At 63.2% G+C, this 24,984-nt stretch carries 21 protein-coding genes; 7 read left to right on the top strand and 14 right to left on the bottom strand.

The features are described 5' to 3' along the window. Nucleotides 1-43: 43 nt before the first annotated feature. From ACFZAI_RS11400 to metE, 6 genes are all read right to left on the bottom strand, one after another. Nucleotides 44-742 (bottom strand): TerC family protein, encoded by a 699-nt coding sequence (locus tag ACFZAI_RS11400; RefSeq protein ID WP_391566969.1) that lies wholly within the window; start codon nucleotides 740-742, stop codon nucleotides 44-46. A gap of 285 nt (nucleotides 743-1,027) precedes the next feature. Beyond that, a complete protein-coding gene (gene sucD / locus ACFZAI_RS11395) occupies nucleotides 1,028-1,909 on the bottom strand; it encodes a succinate--CoA ligase subunit alpha (RefSeq protein ID WP_054423501.1) in 882 nt (293 codons plus the stop codon). 103 nt (nucleotides 1,910-2,012) lie between these two features. Continuing rightward, complete coding sequence (sucC, locus tag ACFZAI_RS11390; protein WP_391566968.1) at nucleotides 2,013-3,173, bottom strand: ADP-forming succinate--CoA ligase subunit beta; 1,161 nt, start codon at nucleotides 3,171-3,173, stop codon at nucleotides 2,013-2,015. Between the two features lie 10 nt (nucleotides 3,174-3,183). After that, the gene (locus tag ACFZAI_RS11385) at nucleotides 3,184-3,786 is read right to left on the bottom strand and encodes a DUF2889 domain-containing protein (RefSeq protein ID WP_391567110.1); all 603 of its coding nucleotides are present in this window, start codon (nucleotides 3,784-3,786) and stop codon (nucleotides 3,184-3,186) included. Between the two features lie 135 nt (nucleotides 3,787-3,921). Further along, nucleotides 3,922-7,971 (bottom strand): Pls/PosA family non-ribosomal peptide synthetase, encoded by a 4,050-nt coding sequence (locus tag ACFZAI_RS11380; protein WP_391566967.1) that lies wholly within the window; start codon nucleotides 7,969-7,971, stop codon nucleotides 3,922-3,924. A 140-nt stretch (nucleotides 7,972-8,111) separates the two neighbouring features. Continuing rightward, nucleotides 8,112-10,409, bottom strand: a complete 2,298-nt coding sequence (gene metE, locus ACFZAI_RS11375; protein WP_391566966.1) for a 5-methyltetrahydropteroyltriglutamate--homocysteine S-methyltransferase — start codon at nucleotides 10,407-10,409, stop codon at nucleotides 8,112-8,114. 148 nt (nucleotides 10,410-10,557) lie between these two features. Here metE and ACFZAI_RS11370 point away from each other — a divergent pair, with 148 nt between their 5' ends. Then, complete coding sequence (locus ACFZAI_RS11370; protein WP_391566965.1) at nucleotides 10,558-11,475, top strand: LysR substrate-binding domain-containing protein; 918 nt, start codon at nucleotides 10,558-10,560, stop codon at nucleotides 11,473-11,475. A gap of 15 nt (nucleotides 11,476-11,490) precedes the next feature. Here ACFZAI_RS11370 and recX read toward each other — a convergent pair whose 3' ends face one another. Continuing rightward, nucleotides 11,491-12,099, bottom strand: a complete 609-nt coding sequence (gene recX, locus ACFZAI_RS11365) for a recombination regulator RecX (RefSeq protein WP_391566964.1) — start codon at nucleotides 12,097-12,099, stop codon at nucleotides 11,491-11,493. 92 nt (nucleotides 12,100-12,191) lie between these two features. Further along, nucleotides 12,192-13,253, bottom strand: coding sequence for a recombinase RecA (gene recA, locus ACFZAI_RS11360; RefSeq protein ID WP_054423513.1), 1,062 nt, complete (start codon nucleotides 13,251-13,253; stop codon nucleotides 12,192-12,194). Between the two features lie 316 nt (nucleotides 13,254-13,569). Between recA and ACFZAI_RS11355 the strand changes: the two genes are divergently transcribed. The 3 genes from ACFZAI_RS11355 to ACFZAI_RS11345 all read left to right on the top strand — a co-directional run bounded on the left by ACFZAI_RS11355 (nucleotide 13,570) and on the right by ACFZAI_RS11345 (nucleotide 17,634). Next, nucleotides 13,570-14,259, top strand: coding sequence for a response regulator transcription factor (locus tag ACFZAI_RS11355; protein WP_006225021.1), 690 nt, complete (start codon nucleotides 13,570-13,572; stop codon nucleotides 14,257-14,259). 115 nt (nucleotides 14,260-14,374) lie between these two features. Then, nucleotides 14,375-15,751, top strand: a complete 1,377-nt coding sequence (locus ACFZAI_RS11350; protein ID WP_391567109.1) for a sensor histidine kinase N-terminal domain-containing protein — start codon at nucleotides 14,375-14,377, stop codon at nucleotides 15,749-15,751. Nucleotides 15,752-15,972: 221 nt separating this feature from the next. Then, nucleotides 15,973-17,634, top strand: coding sequence for an MFS transporter (locus ACFZAI_RS11345; protein ID WP_006225023.1), 1,662 nt, complete (start codon nucleotides 15,973-15,975; stop codon nucleotides 17,632-17,634). Nucleotides 17,635-18,205: 571 nt separating this feature from the next. Here the strand turns inward: ACFZAI_RS11345 and ACFZAI_RS11340 are convergent. Continuing rightward, nucleotides 18,206-18,415 carry a hypothetical protein gene (locus tag ACFZAI_RS11340; protein WP_054423516.1) on the bottom strand — a complete coding sequence of 70 codons (210 nt, stop codon included), beginning with the start codon at nucleotides 18,413-18,415 and terminating at the stop codon, nucleotides 18,206-18,208. Nucleotides 18,416-18,565: 150 nt separating this feature from the next. Here ACFZAI_RS11340 and ACFZAI_RS11335 point away from each other — a divergent pair, with 150 nt between their 5' ends. Then, a complete protein-coding gene (locus ACFZAI_RS11335) occupies nucleotides 18,566-19,465 on the top strand; it encodes a recombination-associated protein RdgC (protein ID WP_391566963.1) in 900 nt (299 codons plus the stop codon). A gap of 85 nt (nucleotides 19,466-19,550) precedes the next feature. Here the strand turns inward: ACFZAI_RS11335 and ACFZAI_RS11330 are convergent, their stop codons facing one another. The 5 genes from ACFZAI_RS11330 to ACFZAI_RS11310 all read right to left on the bottom strand — a co-directional run bounded on the left by ACFZAI_RS11330 (nucleotide 19,551) and on the right by ACFZAI_RS11310 (nucleotide 23,698). Then, a complete protein-coding gene (locus ACFZAI_RS11330; protein WP_391566962.1) occupies nucleotides 19,551-20,972 on the bottom strand; it encodes a diguanylate cyclase in 1,422 nt (473 codons plus the stop codon). A gap of 217 nt (nucleotides 20,973-21,189) precedes the next feature. Further along, nucleotides 21,190-22,482 (bottom strand): aspartate carbamoyltransferase, encoded by a 1,293-nt coding sequence (locus ACFZAI_RS11325; protein WP_391566961.1) that lies wholly within the window; start codon nucleotides 22,480-22,482, stop codon nucleotides 21,190-21,192. Between the two features lie 110 nt (nucleotides 22,483-22,592). Next, the gene (locus ACFZAI_RS11320) at nucleotides 22,593-23,003 is read right to left on the bottom strand and encodes a hypothetical protein (RefSeq protein WP_391566960.1); all 411 of its coding nucleotides are present in this window, start codon (nucleotides 23,001-23,003) and stop codon (nucleotides 22,593-22,595) included. Between the two features lie 3 nt (nucleotides 23,004-23,006). Continuing rightward, nucleotides 23,007-23,438 (bottom strand): BPTD_2524 family lipoprotein, encoded by a 432-nt coding sequence (locus ACFZAI_RS11315; RefSeq protein ID WP_391566959.1) that lies wholly within the window; start codon nucleotides 23,436-23,438, stop codon nucleotides 23,007-23,009. A gap of 128 nt (nucleotides 23,439-23,566) precedes the next feature. Further along, nucleotides 23,567-23,698, bottom strand: coding sequence for an entericidin A/B family lipoprotein (locus tag ACFZAI_RS11310; protein ID WP_391566957.1), 132 nt, complete (start codon nucleotides 23,696-23,698; stop codon nucleotides 23,567-23,569). A gap of 410 nt (nucleotides 23,699-24,108) precedes the next feature. Between ACFZAI_RS11310 and ACFZAI_RS11305 the strand changes: the two genes are divergently transcribed. After that, a complete protein-coding gene (locus tag ACFZAI_RS11305; RefSeq protein WP_391566956.1) occupies nucleotides 24,109-24,468 on the top strand; it encodes a hypothetical protein in 360 nt (119 codons plus the stop codon). 65 nt (nucleotides 24,469-24,533) lie between these two features. Further along, the gene (locus tag ACFZAI_RS11300; RefSeq protein ID WP_391566955.1) at nucleotides 24,534-24,941 is read left to right on the top strand and encodes a hypothetical protein; all 408 of its coding nucleotides are present in this window, start codon (nucleotides 24,534-24,536) and stop codon (nucleotides 24,939-24,941) included. Nucleotides 24,942-24,984 lie beyond the last annotated feature (43 nt).

Genomic DNA, 24,984 nt, shown 5'->3' with positions numbered 1-24,984 from the left:
CGCGGCAGGATCATTCAAACAACTAATTATTGTAATTCAGCTTTCAGTCAGCTTTCTGGCGCATCAGCAAAACTTTACCAATTGCCAGCACCAGCACTGCGCCGAGCGCACCCGTCATGAGCTCAAACGTGTGGTGAGTCACACCCAATGCCGCGTCAATACGCGCCACCGGTTCCTGCAAGGCGGGATCTCCCACCAGCAATTCACCCGCAATAAAGCCCAACAACGCAGCACCCACCCAGACGATGATCGGGAAGCGCTCGATGACCTTCAACAGCAGCGTGCTGCCGAAGATGACCAAGGGGATGCTGATGGCCAGGCCCAAAACCAGCAAGGTCGTGTCGCCCATGGCCGCAGCAGCCACCGCCACCACGTTATCCAGGCTCATGACCAGGTCGGCGATCATGATAGTGCGGATTGCGGTCAGCAAATTACCTTGCGTCTTGCCCGCGCCGTCGTCCTCGCCTTCCGGCAACAGCAGCGTCACGCCGATGTAGACCAGGAGCAGCGCGCCGATCAGCTTCAGATACGGCAACAGCAACAGCTTGGCCGCCACCAGGGTCAGCACGATACGCATGATGATCGCGGCGGCCGAGCCGATCGTGATCGCTTTCTTCTGTTGCGCCGGCGGTAATGAACGCGCTGCCAGCGCAATAACCACGGCGTTGTCGCCTGATAGCAGAATGTTGACCCAAATGATCTGGAGCAACGCTATCCAGAATGCCGCTGAACTAAGTTCCATGCCTCTCTTTCCCAGGTGATGATCCCCCTAGGACAAACCAAATGAATGGATGATGAAAACGAAAATCGTACTGACCGTCTTGGTGCGAGCCCGACGGCATTCTTGCTGGGTACGTGCGAAATTTCTTTCATTATAGTTTCGTTCAGCTTTCCGTATGTTTTGACGACCGCGTTATGGACACGGGATTTCCCTAGGAAAGCGTCAGAAATTTCTGGCTGCGGCGTCATAAACACGCAAAAAAAAAGCCCGCCGAAGCGGGCTTTTTCGTACGCAATGCTGAAAGACTTACAGCACCGACTTGAGCAGCTTGCCCATTTCGGAGGGGTTGCGCGTGGTGCGGATGCCGCAAGCTTCCATGACTTCCAGCTTGGCGTCGGCCGTGTCGGCGCCACCGGAGATCAGGGCGCCAGCGTGGCCCATGCGCTTTCCAGGAGGAGCGGTGACACCAGCGATGAAGCCGACGACCGGCTTCTTCATGTTGTCCTTCGCCCACTCAGCGGCGTTGACTTCGTCCGGGCCGCCGATTTCGCCGATCATGATGACGGCGTCGGTGTCGGGATCGTCGTTGAACATCTTCAGGACGTCGACGTGCTTCAGGCCGTTGATGGGGTCACCACCGATGCCGACGGCGCTGGATTGACCCAGGCCCAGCTCGGTGACTTGCGCCACGGCTTCGTACGTCAGGGTGCCCGAACGGCTGACGATGCCGATGCGGCCCTTGCGGTGGATGTGACCGGGCATGATGCCGATCTTGATTTCGTCCGGCGTGATCAGACCCGGGCAGTTCGGGCCCAACAGCAGCGTCTTGCTGCCCTTGGCCTTCATGCGGTTCTTCACTTCCAGCATGTCGCGGACCGGGATGCCTTCGGTGATGCAGATCACCAGATCCAGTTCGGCTTCAACAGCTTCCCAGATCGCAGCAGCGGCGCCAGCCGGCGGCACGTAAATGACGGACACGGTCGCGCCGGTGTCAGCCTTGGCGTCTTTCACCGTAGCGAAAATCGGCACGCCTTCGAAGTCTTCACCCGCCTTCTTGGGGTTCACGCCGGCCACGAAGGCGGCTTTGCCATTGGCATACTCACGGCACATACGGGTGTGGAACTGGCCCGTCTTGCCCGTGATGCCCTGGGTGATGACTTTGGTGTCCTTGTTGATCAGAATCGACATTTGTGAATCCTTGGCAATTTCTTTTACCGCCGGGCCGTCCCAAGGTGGAAAGCGCTCCGTTGGGAAGCAGCTAGCCACGAAGGGGCGCGGCGAGGGGGCATATTTACTTGACGGCGGCTACGACGCGGGTGGCCGCTTCGGCCATCGTGTCAGCGCTGATGATCGGCAGACCGGAGTCAGCCAGCATCTTCTTGCCGAGTTCTTCGTTGGTGCCCTTCATGCGGACGACCAGCGGCACGTTCAGGTTGACGGCCTTGCAAGCCGCGATCACGCCTTCGGCGATGACGTCGCAGCGCATGATGCCGCCGAAGATGTTGACCAGAATGGCCTTCACGCTCTTGTTCGCGAGCATGATCTTGAACGCTTCGGTGACCTTCTCGGCCGTAGCGCCGCCGCCGACGTCCAGGAAGTTGGCCGGCTCGCCGCCGAACAGCTTGATGGTGTCCATCGTGGCCATGGCCAGACCGGCGCCGTTCACCAGGCAGCCGATGTTGCCGTCGAGCTGGATGTAGGCCAGGTCGAACTTGCTGGCTTCGATTTCAGCGGGATCTTCTTCGTCCAGGTCGCGGTAGGCGACGATTTCCGGATGACGGAACAGCGCGTTGGAGTCGAAGTTGAACTTGGCGTCCAGGGCGATGATGTTGCCCTTGCTGTCGCGGTTCAGCGGGTTGATTTCAACCAGCGACGCGTCGGTTTCCATGTAGCACTGATACAGCTTCTGGAAAACGTCCACGGCTTGGGCGGTGGAGTCGGCGGGCAGGCCGATCGCGTTGGCGATCTTGGTGGCTTGCTCGGCGGACAGGCCGGTCAGCGGGTCGATGTATTCGGTGATGATCTTCTCGGGAGTGGAGTGAGCCACTTCCTCGATGTCCATGCCGCCTTCGCTGGAAGCGATGAAGGCAACCTTTTGCGTGGCGCGGTCAGTGACCAGCGACACGTAGTATTCCTTCTGGATGTCGGCGCCGTCTTCGATGTACAGGCGGCGAACCTTCTGGCCTTCCGGGCCGGTCTGGTGCGTGATCAGCTGCATGCCCAGGATTTCCGAGGCCAGCTTGCGGACGTCGTCCAGCGAGCGCGCCAGCTTGACGCCACCGCCCTTGCCGCGGCCACCCGCGTGGATTTGCGCCTTGACGACCCACACCGGTCCACCCAGCTTTTCAGCGGCAGCCACGGCCTCGTCGACGGAAAGAGCGGGAATCCCGCGCGGCACCGGGATGCCAAATTGCTTCAGCAGTTCCTTGCCTTGATACTCGTGGATTTTCATGTGTTACCTGTCAGGACGTATGAGAAAGAGAAGGTGAATCGGAGGACGAATCGGCCGATGCCTCAGCGCTACCCCCGGTGTACCACTTGGGATAGTGCTCAGCCACCACCGGGCCGTCGGTGCTTAGCGCATGACAGCCATCCAATTGGAATGGACGCCGGTTCGGGTTGGTTTCCTGCCGCCGGCGGTTAGCCATGGTCTGGACCGCCGCGGTGGGAAGCACCTGCGACAGCTCGGTCATGTGCGTACAGCCCGCTACATGCCCAAACCGCTCCTTGACCTGGCGGCGGAATCCCTTAAGCAGATTCATGCCGATCAGATCAGTGTAAGCCGGCTCGATGGCCATGCAATGACGGCCGTAAGGGGCCGCATCATAGACAGCCTGCGCCGCCAGGATCGAGTAGTTCTCGTCGATGGTGATGCGCAGATGCATATGGTGAATGGGCTGCCCGGCCTTGAACATCTCGCCGTCGCTCTTGGGAAAATCGTACGCCTTGACGTCGATCAGCTCGGCTTCCAGATCCCAATTGCCGTCCTCGCGCGCATACGACTGCACGCGTATGGAACGCGTGTGCAGAGGTTGGCGAGGGTAATCCGGCGGTGGCAAGGGCATGCTGGGGGCCTGCGGGGCGAAGATGGCCTGCGCATGGTGCGCGGCAACAAAACCTTCAAAGTATAGCGCAGGCGGCCCGCGATCAACCGTCTTGATGGGGCCGCCTGCATGGGGACGCAACGTCGGCGCAGGCGCTCACGGTGTCCACGGCGTGGCCGGGCTACCCATCCAGGCCTGCCCGGCCGGGATGCTTTCCCCCTTGAGCACCAGCGTCAGCGGCCCCAGCCGCGCCCCGGCCTCGACGTGGGTGTCGTACAGGATCGTGCTGCGCGGCCCGACATTGACGCCGTTGCCGATGCGCACCGGCCCGATCTTCATGACGCGGTCCTCGAACAGATGGGTCTGCGGGCCAGAGCCTGCGTGCAGCACCGCATCGTCGCCTATCGACACGCAGTCGTATTCGGTGATGTCAGTGGTATCCATGAAAACGCGCTTGCCGATCCGCGCGCCCATGCAGCGCAGCGCCAGCGGCAGCCAGGGCGTCGCCCGCAGGAAGTTGAAGAAATTCGGCACGGCGATGGACTCATACAGGCTGGTGACGGCCTCGCTCTTCCAGACAAACGGCGTCCACATCGGTTCGGCGCGCGGCTGGTAACGGCCCATCAGCCCCCACTTCAAGAGCACCAGGAACAGGAAGGTGCCGATGCCATAGAGCACGCCCGCCAGCATCAGCTCATCGAACGCCGCCAGAAAGCCTTGCGCCACGGCAATCGGAATCACCTTCAGCACCGTCAGATAGCCCACCGCAATCACCACCGCCAGCGGCAGGATCATGCGCATGCCTTCCACCGCGCCACGGGCGATCTTGCGGGGCAGGCTGGGCCGGAACGTCAGATGCGCCGGGAAGCCCGCCGTCTGCTCGCGCGCGGGCAAGGCCAGCGGCGGATTGCCCAGCCACGTCTGCCCGCTGGCCATGCGCGCGTTTGACGGCGCCCGGCTCTGCACACCGATCAGCACATCGTCGGGCAGCACCGAACCATCGGGCACATACGCGCCGTTACCGACGAAGCTGCGGTTGCCGATGATGGTGGGCCGCATCGTCATCCAGCCGCGATCGATTTCTTCGTCGCCCAGCATGACGCCATCAGCGATGAAGCTATCGCGGCCAAGGGTCAGCATGTCTGGCACGATGCCCATCGCAGTGGAAATTTCAGTGCCGCGGCCGACCTTCGCCCCCAGCAGCCGATACCAGGTGCCGGCGTAGATCGACGCATACAGGCCATGCAGCACGCTCAGGCTGGATTCCTGGATCTGGTTGGTCAGCCAGCGGCGCAGGTAGATCTGGCCGTAGACCGGCCAGCGCCCGCTCGACAGCCGCGGCAGCAGCGCCCAGCGCATCATCGCGGAAACCAGCACCGTCAAGAACAGCAGCAACGCGCTGGCGGGCAACGCCAGCAGCAGATAGCAAAGAAACGCGTATGGCCAGGGTGCGCGGGCGCTCATCAGGTCGAGCCAGCGCGCGTCGATCCAATCGATCAGCACAAAGCTGGGAAACACCGGCATGAAGAACAAGGCGGCGATGAGCGTGCCGCCCGCCGCGTAGGCCAGCACATCCAGCCGGCGCCAGCGGCTCGCACGCTCGGGGCGCGGCGGCAGATCGGCCGCGCGCGCGTCCGGGTCGTGCCGGGCGGGCGCGCCGGTCCAGATCTGCCCGGCAGGCACGCGGGCGCCCGCCGCCAACGATGACAAACCTTCGAGCCGCGCGCCCTCGCCCATCGCGACGTCGCCTTGCAGCACCGCATACGAACCCACATAGGCGTTGTCGGCCAGGGTGATGGGCGCCACTTGCCACACGCCGCCCTGCACCGAGAAATTCTCCAGATTGACGGCAGCGCCGATGCTGACGCCATCGCCTACCGTCAAGAGATCCGGCGCACGCACCGAGATGCGGCTGATCGCGGCGTCGCGGCCGATGCGGGCGCCCAGCGCGCGCAAGTACCAGACCTGAAGCGGCGAACCCGCCAGCAGATGCGCCGGCGGAATATCCAGCACCCGGTCCACTAGCCACCACCGATAAAACAGCCAGCCATACAACGGATAGCGGCCCGGTTTGAGCCGGCCCAGAATGCCCCACTTGCACGCCACGGCGACGCCGAAGCTCAACAGATTGCAGGCCAGGTAGGCCGCGATCGATAACGCTACCGCGCGCCAGACCGAATCGCCCTCGTCGCCCGTCCAATAGTGATATGTGAAAAACGGCGTCAGCCAGATCAGCATGCGCACGCCAATCAACAGCGGCAGCGCGGCCAGTTGCGCCAAGCCGCAAGTCCAGCGCCGCCATTCAGGCGCACGCGACATGGCGGCATCTTGCGAAGAGGCTGCGGCGCCTAACGGGGCGCCGTGTTCCGCGCCATATTGAGCGCCTTGCTCGTCACCGTGCTGACCGGCTACCAGGTTGACGCGCGCCGGCGTACTGGCCGCAGCCAGCGCATCCAGCCGCGCCGCCAACGCTCCCACTCCGGGATGCTGATAAAGCTCGTGCATCGTCAACGCGGAAAAATGCGGATGCTTGCGCAACGCCGACACCAGCCGCGCGGCCAACAGCGAATGGCCGCCCAGATCGCGGAAGAAGTCGCTGGCCAGCCGCAGCGGCTGTCCGGGAAACAGCGGGCGCAGCGCGTCGAACAATGCGGCCTCGCCCGGCGTGACGGGTTCATCGTCTTCGCCACTAGGCTCGGACACCGTCTCCAAAGGTTGCGCCTTCAGCGTCTTGCGGTCGATCTTGCCCGAGGTCAAACGCGGCACGTCGCTCACGCGTTCGAAGCGGGCCGGAATCATATAGGCCGGCAAGTCCTGCGCCAGCGCGGCGCGCAGGGCATGCAGATCCAGCCGGGCATCGCCTTCCGGTTTCAGGAAGGCCACCAGTTGCTCGATGCCGGCAAGATCCCGCAGCACGACCGCCGCCGCGCCCACACCGGGCTGCCGGTAAAGCGCGGCTTCGATCTCGCCCAGCTCAACACGAAAGCCACGCACCTTGACCTGATCGTCGCTGCGGCCCAGGCATTGGATCTGCCCGTGCTCGTCGATGCGGGCAAGGTCGCCACTGCGGTACATGCGCGTGTCGTGCTCACCGCTGGGCCGGGGGTTGGCCAAAAATTTGTCGGCCGTGAGTTCGGGCCGCCCCAGGTAGCCGCCCGCGACACCCGGGCCGGTAATACAGAGCTCGCCCACCTGCCCTTGCGGCAGCACCGCGCCATCGTCGCCACGGATCAACATGCCGTAATTGGGCAACGGCGTGCCGATCGTGACGGGCTGGCCCGGCAGCAATTCGGCCAGGCTGGCCGACACCGTGGTTTCCGTCGGCCCATAGGTGTTGAACATGCGGCGGCCGGGGGTGGCCCAGCGCGGCACCAGAAAGTCCGGGCACACTTCGCCGCCCAGATTCACAATGCGCAGGCCCGGCACATCATGCGCGAACAGCGCCAACAGCGTCGGCACCGCATGCAGCACCGTGACACCTTCGCGCACCAGTGCGTCGGGCAGCCCCTCGGGGTCTGTCGTCAACATCTTGGGCGCCACCCACAAGCTTGCGCCCACCAGATAGCTGATCCATATTTCTTCGAACGACATGTCGAAGGCCACCGAGAATCCCTGGTAGACCTTGTCGCCGTGGCGCACGCCCAGCACTTCATTTTCGCTACGCAGAAAATGGCAGATGCTGGCCTGACTGATGGGCACGCCCTTGGGCTTGCCCGTGGAGCCAGACGTGTAGATGACGTAAGCGGGATGCTCGGGCAACAGCCCTTCCCGCTTGCGCAATGGGCCGTCGGCAGGCTCCGACAGCGCCCACGTCGTCCACGTGATCATCCCGTCCAACCGGACTTCCGCGCCCGCAATCAACCCATTCGCACCAGCGTCCTGCAAACAGACCAGCATGCGGTCAGGCGGGGTGTCGGATTCAAACGGCAGCCAGGCGGCCCCCGCCTTCGCAATGGCCGCTTGCATCACCAGCAGGTCAGCGCCGCGCGGCAGACACAGGCCCACGATATCGCCAGGCCGCACGCCGGATTCAATCAGATGATGCGCGGCCAGATCGGCGCGTGCGCCAAGCGTGTCGTAGGTAAGAGATTGATCCAGCCAATGAATGGCGATGGCGGCGGGGTGCCGCAGGATCGTGGCTTCCAGAATATCGGGCAGCGTTTCCGCGCGAAGCAGATCTGGCCGATAAGGGCCTTGGAGAATCATAGGAACGGCAACAATCCGGCTGTGAGGATTTTTGCTTATTGACCCACGCCGTTGAAAATCGTTCAAGCCTCCGATAAAAAAGGCCTGTGCGGTGTGCGTTTTCCGCACACCGCACGGGCCTGGTTGTCATTGGCCGAGACTTATGCTGACTGACGCAACGCGCGTGCGGCTTGCACCATGCTGATCAGCGCGGCTTCCGTTTCCGGCCAGGCGCGCGTTTTCAGACCGCAGTCAGGATTCACCCACAGCCGTTCCTTGGGCAGGCGGGCGGCCGCCCTTTGCATCAAGCCCACCATCCAATCCACGTCCGGCACGTTGGGCGAGTGGATGTCGTACACGCCCGGGCCGATGTCGTTCGGGTAATCGAAGTCTTCAAACGCCTTGAGCAGCTCCATGTTGGAACGCGAGGTTTCAATCGTAATCACGTCGGCATCCATCGCCGCGATTGATTCGATGATGTCGTTGAATTCCGAATAGCACATGTGGGTGTGAATCTGCGTCTCGTCGCGCACGCCGGCGGTCGACAAGCGGAAGCAGTCCACCGCCCAATCCAGATACGGCTTCCAATCGGCCCGGCGCAGCGGCAGGCCTTCGCGGATGGCGGGTTCGTCGATCTGGATGACGCTGATGCCCGCCTTCTCCAAGTCCACGACTTCATCGCGCAATGCCAGCGCCAGTTGGCGGCACGTCTGTTCACGCGGCTGGTCATCACGCACGAACGACCATTGCAAAATCGTCACGGGCCCGGTCAGCATGCCCTTGACCGGTTTGTCGGTGAGCGACTGCGCGTACGACGACCAGCCCACCGTCATCGGCGAGGGGCGCGCCACATCGCCGAAAATAATCGGCGGCTTGACGCAACGCGAGCCATAGCTTTGCACCCAGCCATGCTTGGTGAAGGCGAAGCCGGCCAGCAGCTCGCCGAAATATTCCACCATGTCATTACGTTCGGGTTCGCCGTGCACCAGCACGTCCAGGCCCACCTTTTCCTGGAAGCGGATGACGTCTTCGATTTCTTTGCGGATGGCGGACTCATAGCCCGAATCTGTCAGCGAGCCGCCCCGCCAATCGCGGCGCAGCGCGCGAATTTCAGCGGTCTGCGGGAAGGAGCCGATGGTGGTGGTGGGGTACGCGGGCAGGCCCAGCTGTTCTTGCTGGCGAACGATGCGGCTGGCGAACGGCGCACGGTGGCGCGACACCGACTCGGCGGCGGCCATGCGGCGGCCCACTACCGGGTTGTGGATACGGCGCGACGCACGACGGGCGGCCAACGCGGCGCGCTGATTGATCAGGCCATCTTGCACGGACGGCTCGGTCGCGCGTTTCAGTGCGCGGCCCAGCAAGCTCAGTTCTTCCAGCTTTTGCGCGGCGAACGACAACCAGCTGATCAGCTCGCCATCCAGTTCGGTTTCGTTGGCCAAATCCACAGGCACGTGCAACAACGAGCACGACGGCGCCAGCCACAGGCGATCGCCCAGTCGCCGCTTGACCGGCGCCAGCGCGGCGATGGCGGCATCCAGATCGGTACGCCAGATGTTGCGGCCGTTGATGATGCCGGCGGACAACACCTGGCCCGCGCGCAGGCCGGCCACGACGTCAGCCAGTTGCTCCGGCGCGCGAACCAGATCCACGTGCAAACCTGCCACGGGCAAGGCTTGCGCGGTGGCCAGGTTGTCTTTCAGGCCATCAAAGTAAGTGGCGACCAGCAGCTTGACGGGGCTGGCGGCCAGTGTGCCGTAGACCTGCTTGAACGCATCGCGCCAGGCTTCGGGTAAATCCACCGCCAGTATCGGCTCGTCGATCTGCACCCATTCCACGCCCTGTTTGGCGAAGCGGGCCAGCACGTCTTGGTACACCGGCAGCAACGCAGCCAGCAATTGCAGCTTGCCGTCGTCGGCCGCGCCCCCGGCAAAGGCGTCGCCTTTGCCCAGGTAGAGCCAGGTCAACGGACCCGGGATCACGGGCTTGGCGGCGTGGCCCAGCGCTTGCGCTTCCTGAACCTGCTGAAACAGCGATTCACGGGCGATGCGGAAGGTTTGGCCCGGAACCAGTTCCGGCACGATGTAGTGATAGTTGGTGTCGAACCACTTGGTCATTTCGCAAGCGGCGGCGGGCTTGCCCGTAGGCGCGCGGCCACGGCCCATGCGGAACAGCGTGTCCAGCGAGACCGGCTCGCTGTCCTTTTGGCCGAAGCGGGCGGGCACTGCGCCCAGCAAGGCGGACCATTCCAGAATCTGGTCATACCAGGCGAAGTCGCCAACAGGTACGAACTCGAGGCCAGCGGCGGCTTGCAGCTTCCAGTGTTTGGCGCGCAGTTCGCGGCCCGTTTCTTCCAATGCTTCGGCGGTGTGCTGGCCGGCCCAATACGCTTCAACCGCGCGCTTGAGTTCGCGCTGCGCGCCAATGCGCGGGAAGCCAAGATTATGAATAGTCGTCATGACAATGCCACCGTAAGACAAAATTTTTTCAAGTGACGGCTATTGTGCGGGCAAAACTATATGAATCAAAATCAATGTCCACATTTATAAGATGAGAAAATCTCATACAATAATTTCTCGTTCCTGCCCTTGAGTGACGACCCGCCCCATGTTAGAAATTCGCCATCTTGAAACGCTGACCGCCATCCGCGAAGGCGGCAGCCTGCAAGAAGCCGCCGAGCGCCTGCACCTGACCCAATCCGCCCTGTCGCATCAGCTGCGCGACCTCGAAACCCGCCTGGGTACGCCGCTGTTGAACCGCCGCACCCGCCCCGCCCGCTTGACCACTGCCGGTTTGCGCGTGCTGGCGCTGGCGGACGACGTGTTGCCGCGCATCCGCGCGACCGAACGCGAATTGCAGCGTCTGGCCGCGGGGCGCACGGGCCGCCTGCATCTGGCCATTGATTGCCATTCCTGCTTCCAATGGCTGATGCCGGCGCTGGACGCTTTCCGCGTGCAATGGCCGGACGTGGCGCTGGACTTGTCGGCAGCGTTTTCGTTTGCGCCGCTGCCCGCCCTGGTGCGCGGCGACCTGGATCTGGTGATCACGTCAGACCCGCAACCGCTGGATGCCGTTGAGTATCTGCCGCTATTCAAGTACGAGCTGGTGTTGGCGGTGTCGGAATCCAATCCGCTGGCCGGCAGCAAATTCATCATGCCGGACCAACTGGCCGATCAGACGCTGATTACCTATCCGGTGGACAAGCAGCGCCTGGACGTGTTCACCGCCTTCCTGGACCCGGCGGATGTGGAGCCCGCGGCCATCCGCAAGGCGGAACTCACGCCCATCATCGCGCAGCTGGTCGCCAGCAACCGCGGGGTGGCGGCGCTGCCAAACTGGGCGCTGACGGAATACATGAATCAAGGCTGGTTGCGGCTGTGCCGGCTGGGGCCGCAAGGGGTATGGCGCACGCTGTACGCCACGGTGCGCAGCGAAGACACCGACACGTCCTACATCGATGAATTCCTGACCATCACGCGAGACGTCTGCTTCAAGACGCTATCGGGCATCAAGTCCGTGAAGTGAGGTAAGGCGGCCAGATCAGTCTTCGTCGCTATCGCCCAAGATGCGGCGGATGACGTCGTGCGCAAAACCGCGGCTGGCCAGAAAGCGGGCCTGCTTGGCGTAGGCGGCGCGGTCGGCCGGTTTGGCATCGAAGCGCTTCTTCCAGACTTCCAGCGCGCGGTCGTATTCCGTGGCGCGAAGCTGGTCACGCAGTTCGGCGACCTGGTTGTCGTCCACGCCATGCTGGCGCAATTCCTGCACGATGCGGGCCGTGCCTTGGCGCGATGCGCGGCGATGCACCAGGCTTTGCGCAAAGCGCTCGGTGGACAGCCAGCCTTCTTTTTCCAGCGCGTCCAACACCGCTTCAACCTCGTCAGCGTCGTCGGCGTAGGCGGCAAGCTTGCGGGCGAGTTCTTCGCGCGCGTGCTCACGCCGCGACAAATATCCCACCGCGCGCATCTTCAGCGACGGCCCTTTGCGCTCGGGCTTGCCCTCGGCCGCCGCGTCTTCGGCCGCTTCAGCTTCCTTTTCGCGGCGCGCATCGGAAGTCCGCCGCAAGCCCTGAGGCTTGGCGACGGTTTCAAACTCGTCATCCAACTTGGCGCGAAGACGGTCGGCTGACGCGGGGGTCGATTTCCAGCTCATGCGCTTCCTGCTTGCTATGCAAAACGGCAGGCCCGTCGTGGCGCCTGCCGCATTTATCGCCGGGCCGAAGCCCTGGCGACGTCCGAATCAAGTTACTCGGCGGTGTCTTCCGCCGTGGGCACGAATTCGGCGGCGCGGCTGACGATACCCTGGTTCTCACGAACGCGGTTCTCGATCTCGATCGCGATTTCCTTGTGCTCTTTCAGGTATTCGCGAACATTGTCCTTACCCTGGCCAATGCGATTGCCGTTGTAGCTGTACCACGCGCCGGACTTGTCCACCACGCTGGCGGCAACGCCCAAGTCAATGATTTCGCCTTCGCGTGAAATGCCGGCGCCATACATGATGTCGAATTCAGCCTGCTTGAACGGCGGGGCAACCTTGTTCTTCACCACCTTGACGCGGGTTTCGTTGCCAACGACTTCGTCGCCCTTCTTGATGGAGCCGATGCGGCGGATGTCCAGACGCACCGAGGCGTAGAACTTCAACGCGTTGCCGCCCGTCGTGGTTTCGGGGTTGCCGAACATGACGCCGATCTTCATACGGATCTGGTTGATGAAGATGACCATGCAGTTGGTGCGCTTGATCGTGGCGGTCAGCTTGCGCAGCGCCTGGCTCATCAGACGGGCTTGCAGGCCGGGCAGCGAGTCGCCCATTTCGCCTTCGATTTCAGCCTTGGGCACCAGCGCGGCGACCGAGTCGATGACGATCAGGTCAACCGAACCCGAGCGCACCAGCGCATCGGTGATTTCCAGTGCCTGTTCGCCCGTGTCCGGCTGCGAGATCAGCAGGTCGGTCAGGTTCACGCCCAGCTTGTTGGCGTATTGCACGTCCAGCGCGTGTTCCGCGTCGACGAACGCGCAAGTGCCGCCGATTTTCTGCATTTCAGCAATGACTTGCAGCGTGAGGGTCGTCTTGCCCGACGATTCCGGGCCGTAGATTTCGACCACACGGCCGCGCGGCAGGCCGCCAACGCCCAGCGCGATGTCCAGACCCAGCGAGCCCGTGGAAACCACCTGGATGTCGTGCGAGACCTCGTTGTCGCCGTAGCGCATGATCGAGCCCTTGCCGAACTGCTTTTCGATCTGCGAAAGCGCGGCGGCAAGCGCCTTGGCCTTTTCCGAAGCGGCGGCCTTGGAGGTTTTGTCGTCCATGTAATGTCCTGTCTGTAACGTATCTGGTATCTGGTGGTTGCGGCTGGGGCCTGAACCGCAGCGTTGCTATTTTGAATCAGGTTCAGATTATGGCATCGGATTGTACTGTACAAAAAACCAGTGTGCCAGAGTTTTGCACGTATTCCCTGAGTGGGCAAGCCCGGCCGCCTATGACAGAATCGAAGCCGACCCCGGCGTTTCGTCCCTTTTCCGCCGCCGGGCCGCCCACAAGGCGGATAGCCCCCCATAGAGGGGTGGCCAGCGCGCAAAGCGCCGGCGCCACAGGGACCTTTTTGCCCCCCTTCTTTTGCAGCCCATGCGTATCCTGATCGCTGAAGACGACAGCATTCTGGCCGACGGCCTATCCCGGTCATTGCGCCACAACGGTTATGCCGTGGACGCCGTGCGCGACGGGCTGGCCGCGGATTCCGCCCTGGCGGCCCAAGCCTTTGACCTGCTCATCCTGGATCTCGGCCTGCCGCAACTGGCCGGGCTGGAAGTGCTGCGCCGCCTGCGCGCCCGCAACTCCGCCCTGCCCGTTCTGATCCTGACTGCCGCCGACAGCATCGAGCAGCGCGTCAAAGGCCTGGATCTGGGCGCCGACGATTACATGGCCAAGCCTTTCGCGCTGTCCGAGCTGGAAGCGCGCGTGCGCGCCCTGACCCGGCGCGGCGCGGGCGGCGGGGCCACGATGATCAAGCACGGCCGGCTGCTGTTTGACCAGACGGGCCGCGTGGCCATCGTCGATGACCAGACGCTGGACCTGTCCGCGCGCGAAGTCAGCCTGCTGGAAATTCTGCTGACCCGCAGCGGCCGCATGGTCAGCAAGACGCAACTGGTGGACCACCTTTGCGAATGGGGTGAGGAAGTCAGCACCAACGCCATCGAAGTCTATGTGCACCGGCTGCGCAAGAAGCTGGAGCCCAGCGGCGTGAAGATCGTGACCGTGCGCGGCCTGGGCTACTGTCTGGAGCGGGACCAGGGTGCCGCGTACCTCGCCAGCTGAGCCCGCAGGACCTGAGCCGCTTAATCAGGAAGCGCTGGATATCATGCAAGCCGGGTCCAAGGGCCCGAGCTTCGCGCCGCCCCAGCGTTCGCTGCTGGGCGAAATCCTGGACTGGATGCTCGCGCCGCTGTTCCTGCTGTGGCCCATGAGCGTCGCCATCACGTATGTGGTCGCGCAGAACATCGCCAACGTGCCTTACGACCGGGCGCTGGCCAATAACCTGCATGTGCTGACGCGCCAGGTCCACGCGCAGGATGGCCGCGCAGTACTGAAGATGACGGACCCCGCACGCGACGTGCTGCGCGCAGATGAAACCGACAGCGTGTTCTGGCTGGCGCTGGGCAGCCGCGGCGAATACCTGGGCGGCGACCGCGCCTTGCCCCTGCCCGCCACCGTGGGCCAGCCCCGCCCCGGCGAGGTCCAATACGAAGACGACACCATGCGCGGATTCGGCATCCGGCTGGCCTTCACCTGGGTTGACCTGAATCTGCCCAACACGCAGCCCGCGCTGCTGATCGTGGCCGAGACCGTCGAGAAGCGCACCCAGCTGGCCAACGACATCATCAAAGGCGTGATCATTCCGCAGTTCGTGGTGCTGCCAATTGCCGTGCTGCTCGTGTGGTTCGGGCTGTCGCGCGGCGTGGCGCCGTTGAACGCGTTGCAGCAGCGCCTGCGCGCGCGCCGTCCCGATGATCTTTCGCCCATCGACGAACGCGCCGCGCCGTCGGAAATCGCGCCGCTGGTGGCGGCCATGAACGACCTGCTGGACCGCTTGTCCGCCAACGTGCAGGCGCAGCGCCGTTTCGTGGCGGACGCCGCGCATCAATTGAAGACGCCGCTGGCCGGCCTGCGCACGCAGGCCGAGCTGGCGTTGCGCGATGCCAGCCCCGAAGAAATGCAATCCAGCCTGCGCCAGCTGGTGACGGGGTCCGAACGCGCCACACGCCTGGTCAACCAATTGCTGTTGCTGGCCCGCGCGGAAAACCCCAGCGCGATCGGATTGGCCCGCACCGACCTCAACGCCATCGCCTACGAGCAGGCGATGCATTGGGTGCCGCAGGCGCTGTCGCTGGCCACCGATCTGGGTTTCGAAGGGTCGGACGACCCGGTTGAGATCAGCGGCAACCCGTTATTGCTTGCCGAGCTGTTGAACAACCTGGTCGACAACGCGTTGCGCTACACCCCCCGCGGCGGCCACATCACCGTGCGCGTGCAGCGGGTGGGCGACGAAGCCGTGCTCGAGGTCGAAGACTCTGGCCCGGGCATTCCCCCCGAAGAACGCGAACGCGTATTCGACCGCTTCTACCGCGTGCTGGGCACGGCGTCTGACGGCAGCGGACTGGGGCTGGCCATCGTGCGCGAAATTGCGCAGAAGCATCAGGCGACAGTCCTGATCAGCGACCACCCGACCGCACATTCGGACCTGCCTGGCACCCGCATCCGCGTGGTGTTTCCGATGTACGCCGAGCACCCGGATTTGCTGGAAAGCTGAGCGCCGCCCCGCCCGCAGCGGCCTAAGGACTATCCCTAGCCCCGCGCGCAGCACTTACACAATGTTTCAATTTTAAGATTCAGGTAAGGGTTACGTCAGAACCTCGTCAGCCTCGCGCCTCAATGTTGCGTATAGCTCGATGTCGGCTCGCCGGCAAAGGGCCCAGCACGGCGGACAACCGCTGGCCAAAAAAACGAGGAGACATCATGAGCACAACAACCATGGCAGGCCGCGGTCCTTCCGCGGAACCGCGCCCGATGACCAAGGATGAACGCCGCGTCATCTTCGCGTCGTCTTTGGGCACGGTTTTCGAGTGGTACGACTTTTACCTATATGGCTCGCTTGCAGCCATCATCGCGCAACACTTTTTCTCGGGCGTGAACCCCACCGCGGGCTTCATTTTCGCGCTGCTGGCGTTCGCCGCGGGCTTTGCCGTGCGCCCCTTCGGCGCCCTGGTGTTTGGCCGTTTGGGCGATCTGGTCGGCCGCAAATACACGTTCCTGGTCACGATCGTGATCATGGGCCTGTCGACGTTCCTGGTCGGCGTGCTGCCCAGCTACGCCAGCATCGGCCTGGCCGCTCCGGCCATCCTGATCGTGCTGCGTCTGCTGCAAGGCCTGGCGCTGGGCGGTGAATACGGTGGCGCGGCAACGTACGTCGCCGAACACGCTCCGCACGGCCGCCGTGGTTTCTACACGTCCTGGATTCAAACGACCGCCACGCTGGGCCTGTTCCTGTCGCTGCTGGTCATCCTGGGCATCCGCACGGTCATGGGCGAAGACGACTTCAAAGCCTGGGGCTGGCGCATTCCGTTCCTGATCTCGGTCGTGCTGCTGGGCATCTCGGTGTGGATTCGTCTGCAACTGAGCGAATCGCCCACCTTCAAGCGCATGAAGGAAGAAGGCAAGGGTTCGAAGGCGCCGATCGCTGAATCGTTCGGCCAGTGGAAGAACCTGAAGGTCGTGATCCTGGCGCTGCTGGGCCTGACCGCCGGCCAAGCCGTCGTCTGGTACACGGGCCAGTTCTACGCCCTGTTCTTCCTGACGCAGACGCTGAAGGTTGACGCCAATACCGCCAACATCATGATCGCCATTGCGCTCTTGATCGGCACCCCGTTCTTCGTGGTCTTCGGCGCGCTGTCGGACAAGATCGGCCGCAAGCCCATCATCATGGCGGGCTGCCTGATTGCTGCCGCGACCTACTTCCCGATCTTCCAAGGCATTACGCACTTTGCCAACCCGGCGCTGGAAAAGGCGCAAGCCACGGCCCCGGTCACGGTGATTGCCGACCCCAGCACCTGCTCGTTCCAGTTCAACCCGGTGGGCACGTCCGCGTTCACCAGCTCTTGCGACGTCGTGAAGTCCTTCATGGCCCGCAACTCGGTGAACTACAAGAACGAAACGGCGCCGGCAGGCTCGGTGGCCAAGGTCAAGATCGGCAACGACGAGTTCGCCTCGTTCGACGGCAAGGCCATGGCTCCCGCCGACTTCAAGGCCAAGGCCGCTGAACTGGACAAGGCGCTGACCACCGCGATCCGCAGCCACGGCTATCCGGCCAAGGCGGACCCGGCGCAAAGCAATAACGTCATGGTGGTTGTGCTGCTGGCGATCCTGGTGCTGTACGTGACCATGGTTTACGGCCCCATCGCTGCCATGCTGGTGGAAATGTTCCCGACCCGCATCCGCTACACCTCGATGAGCTTGCCGTATCACATCGGCAACGGCTGGTTCGGCGGCTTCCTGCCCCCGGTCGCCTTCGCGGTCGTGGCTGCCACCGGCAACATCTACGACGGCTTGTGGTACCCGATCATCATTGCAGTCATGACCCTGGTCATCGGCACGCTGTTCGTGCGCGAATCCAAGGACAACGACATCAACGCATAAACGGCCATCCCCCGCCGGGTGGGACTGCTGCGCCTGCCCGGCCTTTCAAAAGCTCCTTATGGAGCTTTTTTTTTATGTTGGCCCAACACGCTGCGCGCGCGCTGTGCACTTGCTGCGCCCGGGGGCAGGCTATTTCTGCGATGCCGGGGTTGCGAATCCGTCGGTCAGCGTCGATTGCCAAAATATCCTCGGCACTTTCAGGACGATGTCAGACCCTCGCGCTTAGACTGGCACCTCAGATTACGGCCTTGCGCCACATCGGCTGACGATTGATCCCCCTGTCAGACGATTGCAGGGCTAGTGTTCTGACACCGATACCGCGTTCCCCGCGAGCCTTTTATGACGCGGTATTGTGTGCTCCCGTACCGGCCCGGCCTTTATTGAGCCGGGCCGCTTTTTTTTTGCGGGCCAACTATTTCGGGCCAACTTTTGCGGGCCCACTATTGCGGGCCACCTTTGCGGGCCAACGGTTGCGGGCCAACGATTGCCCCCCTTCGAACCAATAAAAAAATGGCGACCGCGTGGCGGCCGCCATTTTTGTTCATTGCGCCGGACGTGCCGGCCCGCCGTGTCAGCGGCGCATGCCCACGCCAAAGGCCACCACGCCCGCCACGATAGCGGCAATGCCGGCCCAGGTCGGGATCGGTACCGACTTCTCGGTTTCGGCCGTGGCCTTTACCGAACCGATCTGCAAAACAGTCTCTTCGGACTTGTAGTTAAAGCCCTTGTAGGCCAGGGCCGCGATGCCCAGGACGATCAGGATGGCGCCAATGATTTTCATGTTTTCCTCTCCGGTTCCATGTCGGTGCGCGGAAGTTAACGCATCGCCTGGAATGTGTCAGTGACAGAACGTGTCGTCTGTCGCTTGCGGTTTATCGCACTTCGGCAAACCGGCTGCGTCGTATAGAATCAACCCTTTTGGCCGACGCTCATGTGGTTCAAAAACCTCAAGATTTACCGCCTCTCCTCGCCGTGGACTCTCGTTGGCGATCAGCTTGAAGAAACGCTTGCGCGCCACGCCTATCAAGCGGGCAACAACCTTGAAATGCAAAGCCTGGGCTGGGTGCCGCCGCGCGAAAACGGCGGGCTTGCCCACGTTGTGAACGGCCAGATCCTGCTGTCGCTGCGCGCCGAGAAAAAGCTGCTGCCGGGCACGGTCGTAAACCAGGTCGCCAAGGCGCGCGCCCAGGAAATCGAAGAGCAGCAAGGCTACAAGCCGGGCCGCAAGCAGATGAAGGAAATCAAGGAACGCGTCACCGACGAGCTCCTGCCGCGCGCCTTCAGCGTGTACCGCGACACCCGCGTCTGGATCGACCCGCACAATCACTGGCTGGTGATCGACGCCGCCGCGTCCGCCAAGGCCGACGAAGTCATTGGCCTGCTCGCCAAGTGCGTGGACCCTTTCCCGCTGGAAAACCTGTATGTGGCGCAATCGCCCGCGTCCGCCATGACGGGCTGGCTGGCGGAAGACGAAGCGCCGTCGAACTTCACCATCGACCAGGACACCGAGCTGCGTTCGTCCGGCGAAAGCGGCGCGGCCATCCGCTACGTGAAGCACTCCATTGACGCCGACGACGTGCGCCGGCACATCCAGTCGGGCAAGCAGTGCACCCGCTTGGCCATGACGTGGGCCGACCGCATCTCGTTCGTGCTGACCGAAGGCCTGGATGTGAAGCGCGTGTCGCCGCTGGACGTGCTGAAAGAAGGCAATGAAGGCGTCGCCGCGAACGACGACGAAAAGTTCGATTCCGACATGATGCTGATGACGGGCGAACTGGCCAAGATGATGGCCGAGCTGGTCGACGCACTGGGCGGCGAAAAGAAAATCTGATTGCTGGCGCAATCACGCTGAACGCGACAGGCCGCTCTTGAACAGAGCGGCCTTTTTGTTGATAGGCGCAGACGCCGCCCCGGCGTCAAGCCGCGACGCTCTGGTCGCGCCCGGCCTGTTTCGCGCGATACAAGGCCTTGTCGGCGCGATCAATCAAATACGCGTAATCCGGGTGGCCATCAAAAGTCGCCACGCCAATGCTCGCCGTAATTCGCAACGCCCCCGCTTCGGGAATCGTGAAATCGTGCCGGCGGATTTCATTGCCCAGCTTTTCGGCAGCGGCCAGCGCGGCGTCCTGGCCGGTGTCGACCAGCACCACCAGAAACTCCTCGCCGCCATATCGGAAGACGAAATCGCTGGACCGGCATGACTGATGCACCACCTCGGCAAACTGGCGCAACACCTGGTCGCCACCCGAATGCCCATGCGCGTCGTTGATGGCCTTGAAATGGTCGATATCCAGCAGCAGCACCGAAAAGCGGCTGTCTTGCCGGCTGGCGATGGCGATCTCGCGCCCGATCACCGAGGGCAGAAAGCGGCGGTTCAAGACATTCGTGAGGGGATCGCTGCCGCTTTCGATCTCGGCCACCATGTCGAACAGGCCGTTCAGCAAATGCTTAATGCGCGCCACCAACTCTTGCAGTTCACGCACCTGATCAGGCAAGGACATCTGCCGCTGGGTGTCGGCCAACATCAGTTGCGGCAGCACCACGTCATCCAGACGCGCCACGGCTTCGGTGATCTGGCGCAGTGCCGGTGCGCTTTCGAACAGCACGCCGCCTTTATGTTGCAGCCACAGGCCGAACTCGGAGGCGGCCAGGCGCGGCAACGCTTGTTCCGGCGCGCGGTAATGCAGGCCGATCAACACCGCCTGGCTCCATTCCAACAGGGCGGCGCGCTGGCGCTCGCGCTCGGTGGAAATATTCTGCCCCAGGGCGAACAAGCGATACGCTTCGTCATTGCGTGCGCCGCGGTTGATGTCGCGCATGAAGGCGCGGCTCATCTGCTCAATGGCCAGATCAAACAGATTACAGACGTACTGGGTGGCGATGGACGCGGCCGTGCCGTCCAGATCGCTGGCGCGCAAACGGGCCGAGATTTCGTTTTTCAGAACGCGGGCGCCCGCCATCACTAGATGGATCGGGATGTGCACGCGCGCATGCACTTCGCCCACCTTTTTCTGCGTGGCCATCAGCGCGGCGATGTCGCCCTGATCGCGCACACAGAGCAGGCCCTTCAGCCAGTACTTCATCCCGTTGTGCAAGCGCGTCGAGACGATCTCGTGCGACAGGCGCGGCCCGGCTTCAACATCCGCCAGCAAGGTGGAATAGAAGGCATCCACCAATTCTTTGGCGCTATCGCCCACTACCGCCGCGACCTGGCCGCGCGTGTAGGCGTCAACCGATTGATAGACCGCTTCCCAGGCCTGCGCGTTTGACGCGCTCAGGTAGCACGCCTGACCGGCGCCACCCGACCACACCGGCATCGCGCTGTTGCTCGAAGACATAAATCATCCGCCCCAAAAATCGCCGCCCGTGTCTTGGAACGACACGCGACAGAAAACCAGCGCGGATTATCCTTCAAAAGCATGACGAGGCTGCCAGGGGTACGCGGCTTGCGTGTCACGGCACTTGAACAGGGCGGACCGCCGGGCCGCCCCAAGGCGGGGCGAGCCCCCTCGGGGGGCAGCAAGCGAGCGCTAGCGAGTGCGGCGTGGGGGCGTCTTACTCCAGACCGTGGAACACGGAGTCGTCCGGACCCACGTGCGACGGATGCTGCCACGTCACATCGCGCAGCGAGTGCTGCACCAAGCCTTCCACGCCCAGCAGCACCGCAAAAATCGCCATGCGGATGGGGATACCGTTGTCGGTCTGGCGGAAGATGGCCAGACGCGGATCGTGGTTCAGATCCACGCTCAGGTCGTTGGCGCCCGGACGGCTGTCGCGCGGCAGCGGGTGCATCACGATGGTCTCGGGGCTGCAATACGCATCGATGATGGCGCGGTTGATCTGGAAGTCGGGCGTGTAGCCTTCGTTCTCTTCGTTGGCGAAACGCTCTTTCTGCACGCGCGTCGCGTAGATCACGTCGGCGCCGGCCAGGCCTTCGGCCAGCGACGTCTTCTGTTCGATGATGTTGCCGTTGCGGCTGGCCTGCTCGATGATGTAGCTCGGCATTTCCAGACCCTTCGGCGACACCAGCGAGAACTTCACGTTCTTGTACAGCGCCATCAGCTTGATCAGCGAATGCACGGTGCGGCCGTACTTCAGGTCGCCCACCATGGCGATGTGCGCGCCGTCCAGCAACTTACCCAGGCGCGAGAACTCGGTCAGGATCGTGTACAGATCCAGCAAGGCCTGGCTGGGGTGCTCGCCGGGGCCGTCGCCGCCGTTGACCACCGGGATGTTCGTCGCGCGCGCAAATTCCGCCACCGAACCCTGGTCGGGATGGCGGATCACCATCGCGTCCACGTAGCCGCTCATGACGCGGCTGGTGTCGTAAATGGATTCGCCCTTGGCCATCGACGAAAACGTGAAGCCGGTGGTGTCGCACACCGAGCCGCCCAGGCGGCAGAAGGCCGAGCCGAAGCTGACGCGGGTCCGGGTGCTGGCTTCGAAGAACAGGTTGCCCAGCACCGCGCCTTCCAGCACGCGCGACACCTTCTGGCGGCGCGCGATGGGCTGCATCATGTCAGCCACGCGGAACAGGTCTTCCACCGACTCGCGCGTGAATTGGTCCACCGACAGCAGCTGATGCTTGCCTTCCACGGCGATGCGCTCACGCAGGGGGCCGTCTTGTACGCTTTGCGTATATTTTTCCAGCAGCACGCCGTTCTGCACGATTTCGCTGACGAAACGTTGCACCACTTCCGGCATGGCGCGGAATTCCTGCGAGCCTTCAGGCAACAGCCAGGTATCCAAGGCGCGGCGTTTGACGCCGATCCGGGTCGCGAACACGTCGCGCGTCAGGTTCAGGCGGCGCATGGCGTCGCGCAGGAAGGCTTGCTGGGAGATGGTCATGACGGGCCCCGAGAAAGAGGATTTATATACGCACCGCGCATATTATTCTCAACGCAAGTGCAAGTCCAACACTTTTGCGTATAGGGGTTTACCCGTTATTTCACATACCTTTAACGGCTGGCGTAAGACGTCATCTGCTGCGCATCATGCGCCGCCTGCCCCAGCGAGAACCAGCATGCCGCGCAGAACGCCAGCGCCGCGAGCAGATAGCAGATCATCGCCAGCAGTTGCGTCGGCCAATGGCCACGCGTCATGTGCCCCGTGTAGCCCTGACGCAACAAACTCACTTGCGCCAGGTAGGCAAACAGCAGGCCCAGGCACGAAGCCACAAGGCCGCCCAGGAACAGAGCCAAGGGCAATTGAAGATCAGGGGCGGCGATGTCGCCGCCCACAATACCCAACGAAAACGCCACCAGCGCCAGCGCCGCGCCCCCGTTCAACCATCCCAGGAAACGAAACGCGCCCGCAAGCAGCGAGAACGACAAGCCTGAAGCGCGTATCTGCTGGGCGCGGGGGTCCATGCGTCAGCCGCCGTTACCGGTACGGCACACGGGCGTGGCAGTTTGGATCGACGTGCGTGCGGCGGCGATTTCGGCCGCGTCCCAGCGCCCTTCACCCAGCACCGTCACGGTGACTTTGGACTTGGCCGGGCCATCGGCCTCGGCGGAAATCAGCTCCAGCACGGTGGCCGGTTCGCCAACCTTGTACAGCTGGATCTCATCGGGCGCGCCCTTCTCGCCCAGGCTATGGCGCCATGCGTAAGCCACGCCATAGGGGTGCTGCACATTCACGTGACATGCGCGCACATATTCACCACCGCGGCGGAACGCGGCCTGGTAGTTGGTGTCGACGCTGAAGGTCTCCTTACGCACGCTATCGGCCTCGTAGACCCCTTTGCTTGCGCAGCCGGCCAACAACACCGCCAACGCCACACCTGCCCATACAGACTTGCGCATGATTCTTCCCGCATTGAAATTCGCACTTCCGCGATTATGCCAGCGGCAGCAAAAAGGCCACGCGGGAAATGTCTGAACATTTCACGCGTGGCCTTGAGCCAGCCTGGCGGTTGGCCGAGGGTGGCAAACTACTTGTTCGCGGCGCCCTCGATCTTTTCGCCGCCGCGCTGGATATCCTTCCCTGCGCCCGCAACGGTGTTGCAGCCCGCCGAAAGCGCGGCAATCGAAAGCAGCATGACGAGAACGACTTTGTTCTTCATAAACCTCTCCTGTCTGGGCGTGGAAACCGAAGCCAGCATACCCTAAAGACCGTCAATTGCGCATCAATCGGATGAGGCGAATGGGGTGGCGCGCGGCGGGTAAACCTGCCGTGACGGCACCGCGCCGCCCGCCGCCGCCCGCCCCCGCCCGCCGCTTCAGACCGCTTGGCGGAAGAAGTGCTGCCCCATTTCCCGTCCCATGCGGGCCCCGCCCCGGACTCAACCCGCTGGTAGATCAAAAGGCCGTACGCATTCCCGCCTACAATGCGGCCCGCCCGGCGCACGGCAGATGGCCTGCCTGCACTTTGTAACGCAGGCGACGAAACCCCGTAACCGGCCTTACGCGGCCGTGACAATCCGGCCGCGGTACGGCTGTCGCGTATTTGCCGGCAATGGATTAGGATGCGCAAATGAATAAAAAACTTGTTTCGCAAATCGCTGGCTCCGCCCCTGCGGGTTGGGGCTGGGAACAGCCGCAATGCCGTGGACAAGCGGCTTTGGCGCTGTTCATCGACGATCTGCATCGAATTCTGCAAGCCCACGCCGCTGGCAAACTCGCGGACAGCAGCACACTGGCCGACGCGCAAGGGCAGGTGGATGAATTGCTTGCCCGCTACAACGAAATCAACGCCGCGCCGGAAATCTTCTTGGGGCAATCGGTCGAACTCAAGGAAGGCGTGGACCGCAACGGCGTGTCTCATACGGTGCCAATTTTCTCGGCACGCCTGAAAAAATCGCTGGTATCGATGCTGGGCCAAGGCCCAGGCTGACTCACCCGCAACAACCGACGGCACGCAATTGGCCAGGACCAGACAGCGCTTACAGGGGACCCACAATGAAAACTGACAACGTCGTAGAGTTTCTCCGCTTGCTGTCGCTGGACGTCTCGCTGGGCGCTGCCGCCCAGCACGCCGCGAGCCAGGCGGACGCACCTCTGGCGCTGGCCCGCTTGGCCACCGCACACGGCTTGCCATGTAACGCATCTGACTGGTCCTTCTTTGCCCGCAGCTGCCTTGACACCTCGGCCGTGGCCGACACCGAAGCCGATGCCCCGCCTAGCGCCACTATCTGGCAACTGGTGCAAGACCCGGCGCATGGCACCGATATTCCGGCCAGCGCCATTACGCGCGTGATCGGCATCATCACGCAGCCCGACGGCGGCCCGCCCGTGGTGGGCCATGTCGTGGGTGACCTGGCGCCGCGTTCGCCGCTGGGCGTCTCGCCTTACCCCTCGGTTTCCTGACCCAGCAGGCTGGCGCCACCCCGGGGCTGATGCGCGTCCTTGA

Source organism: Achromobacter sp. NPDC008082 (assembly GCF_042957345.1).
Taxonomy (GTDB): domain Bacteria; phylum Pseudomonadota; class Gammaproteobacteria; order Burkholderiales; family Burkholderiaceae_B; genus Achromobacter; species Achromobacter kerstersii_A.
Note: the sequence above shows the minus strand (reverse complement) of the source record. Positions and strands in the feature narration are given on the sequence as shown.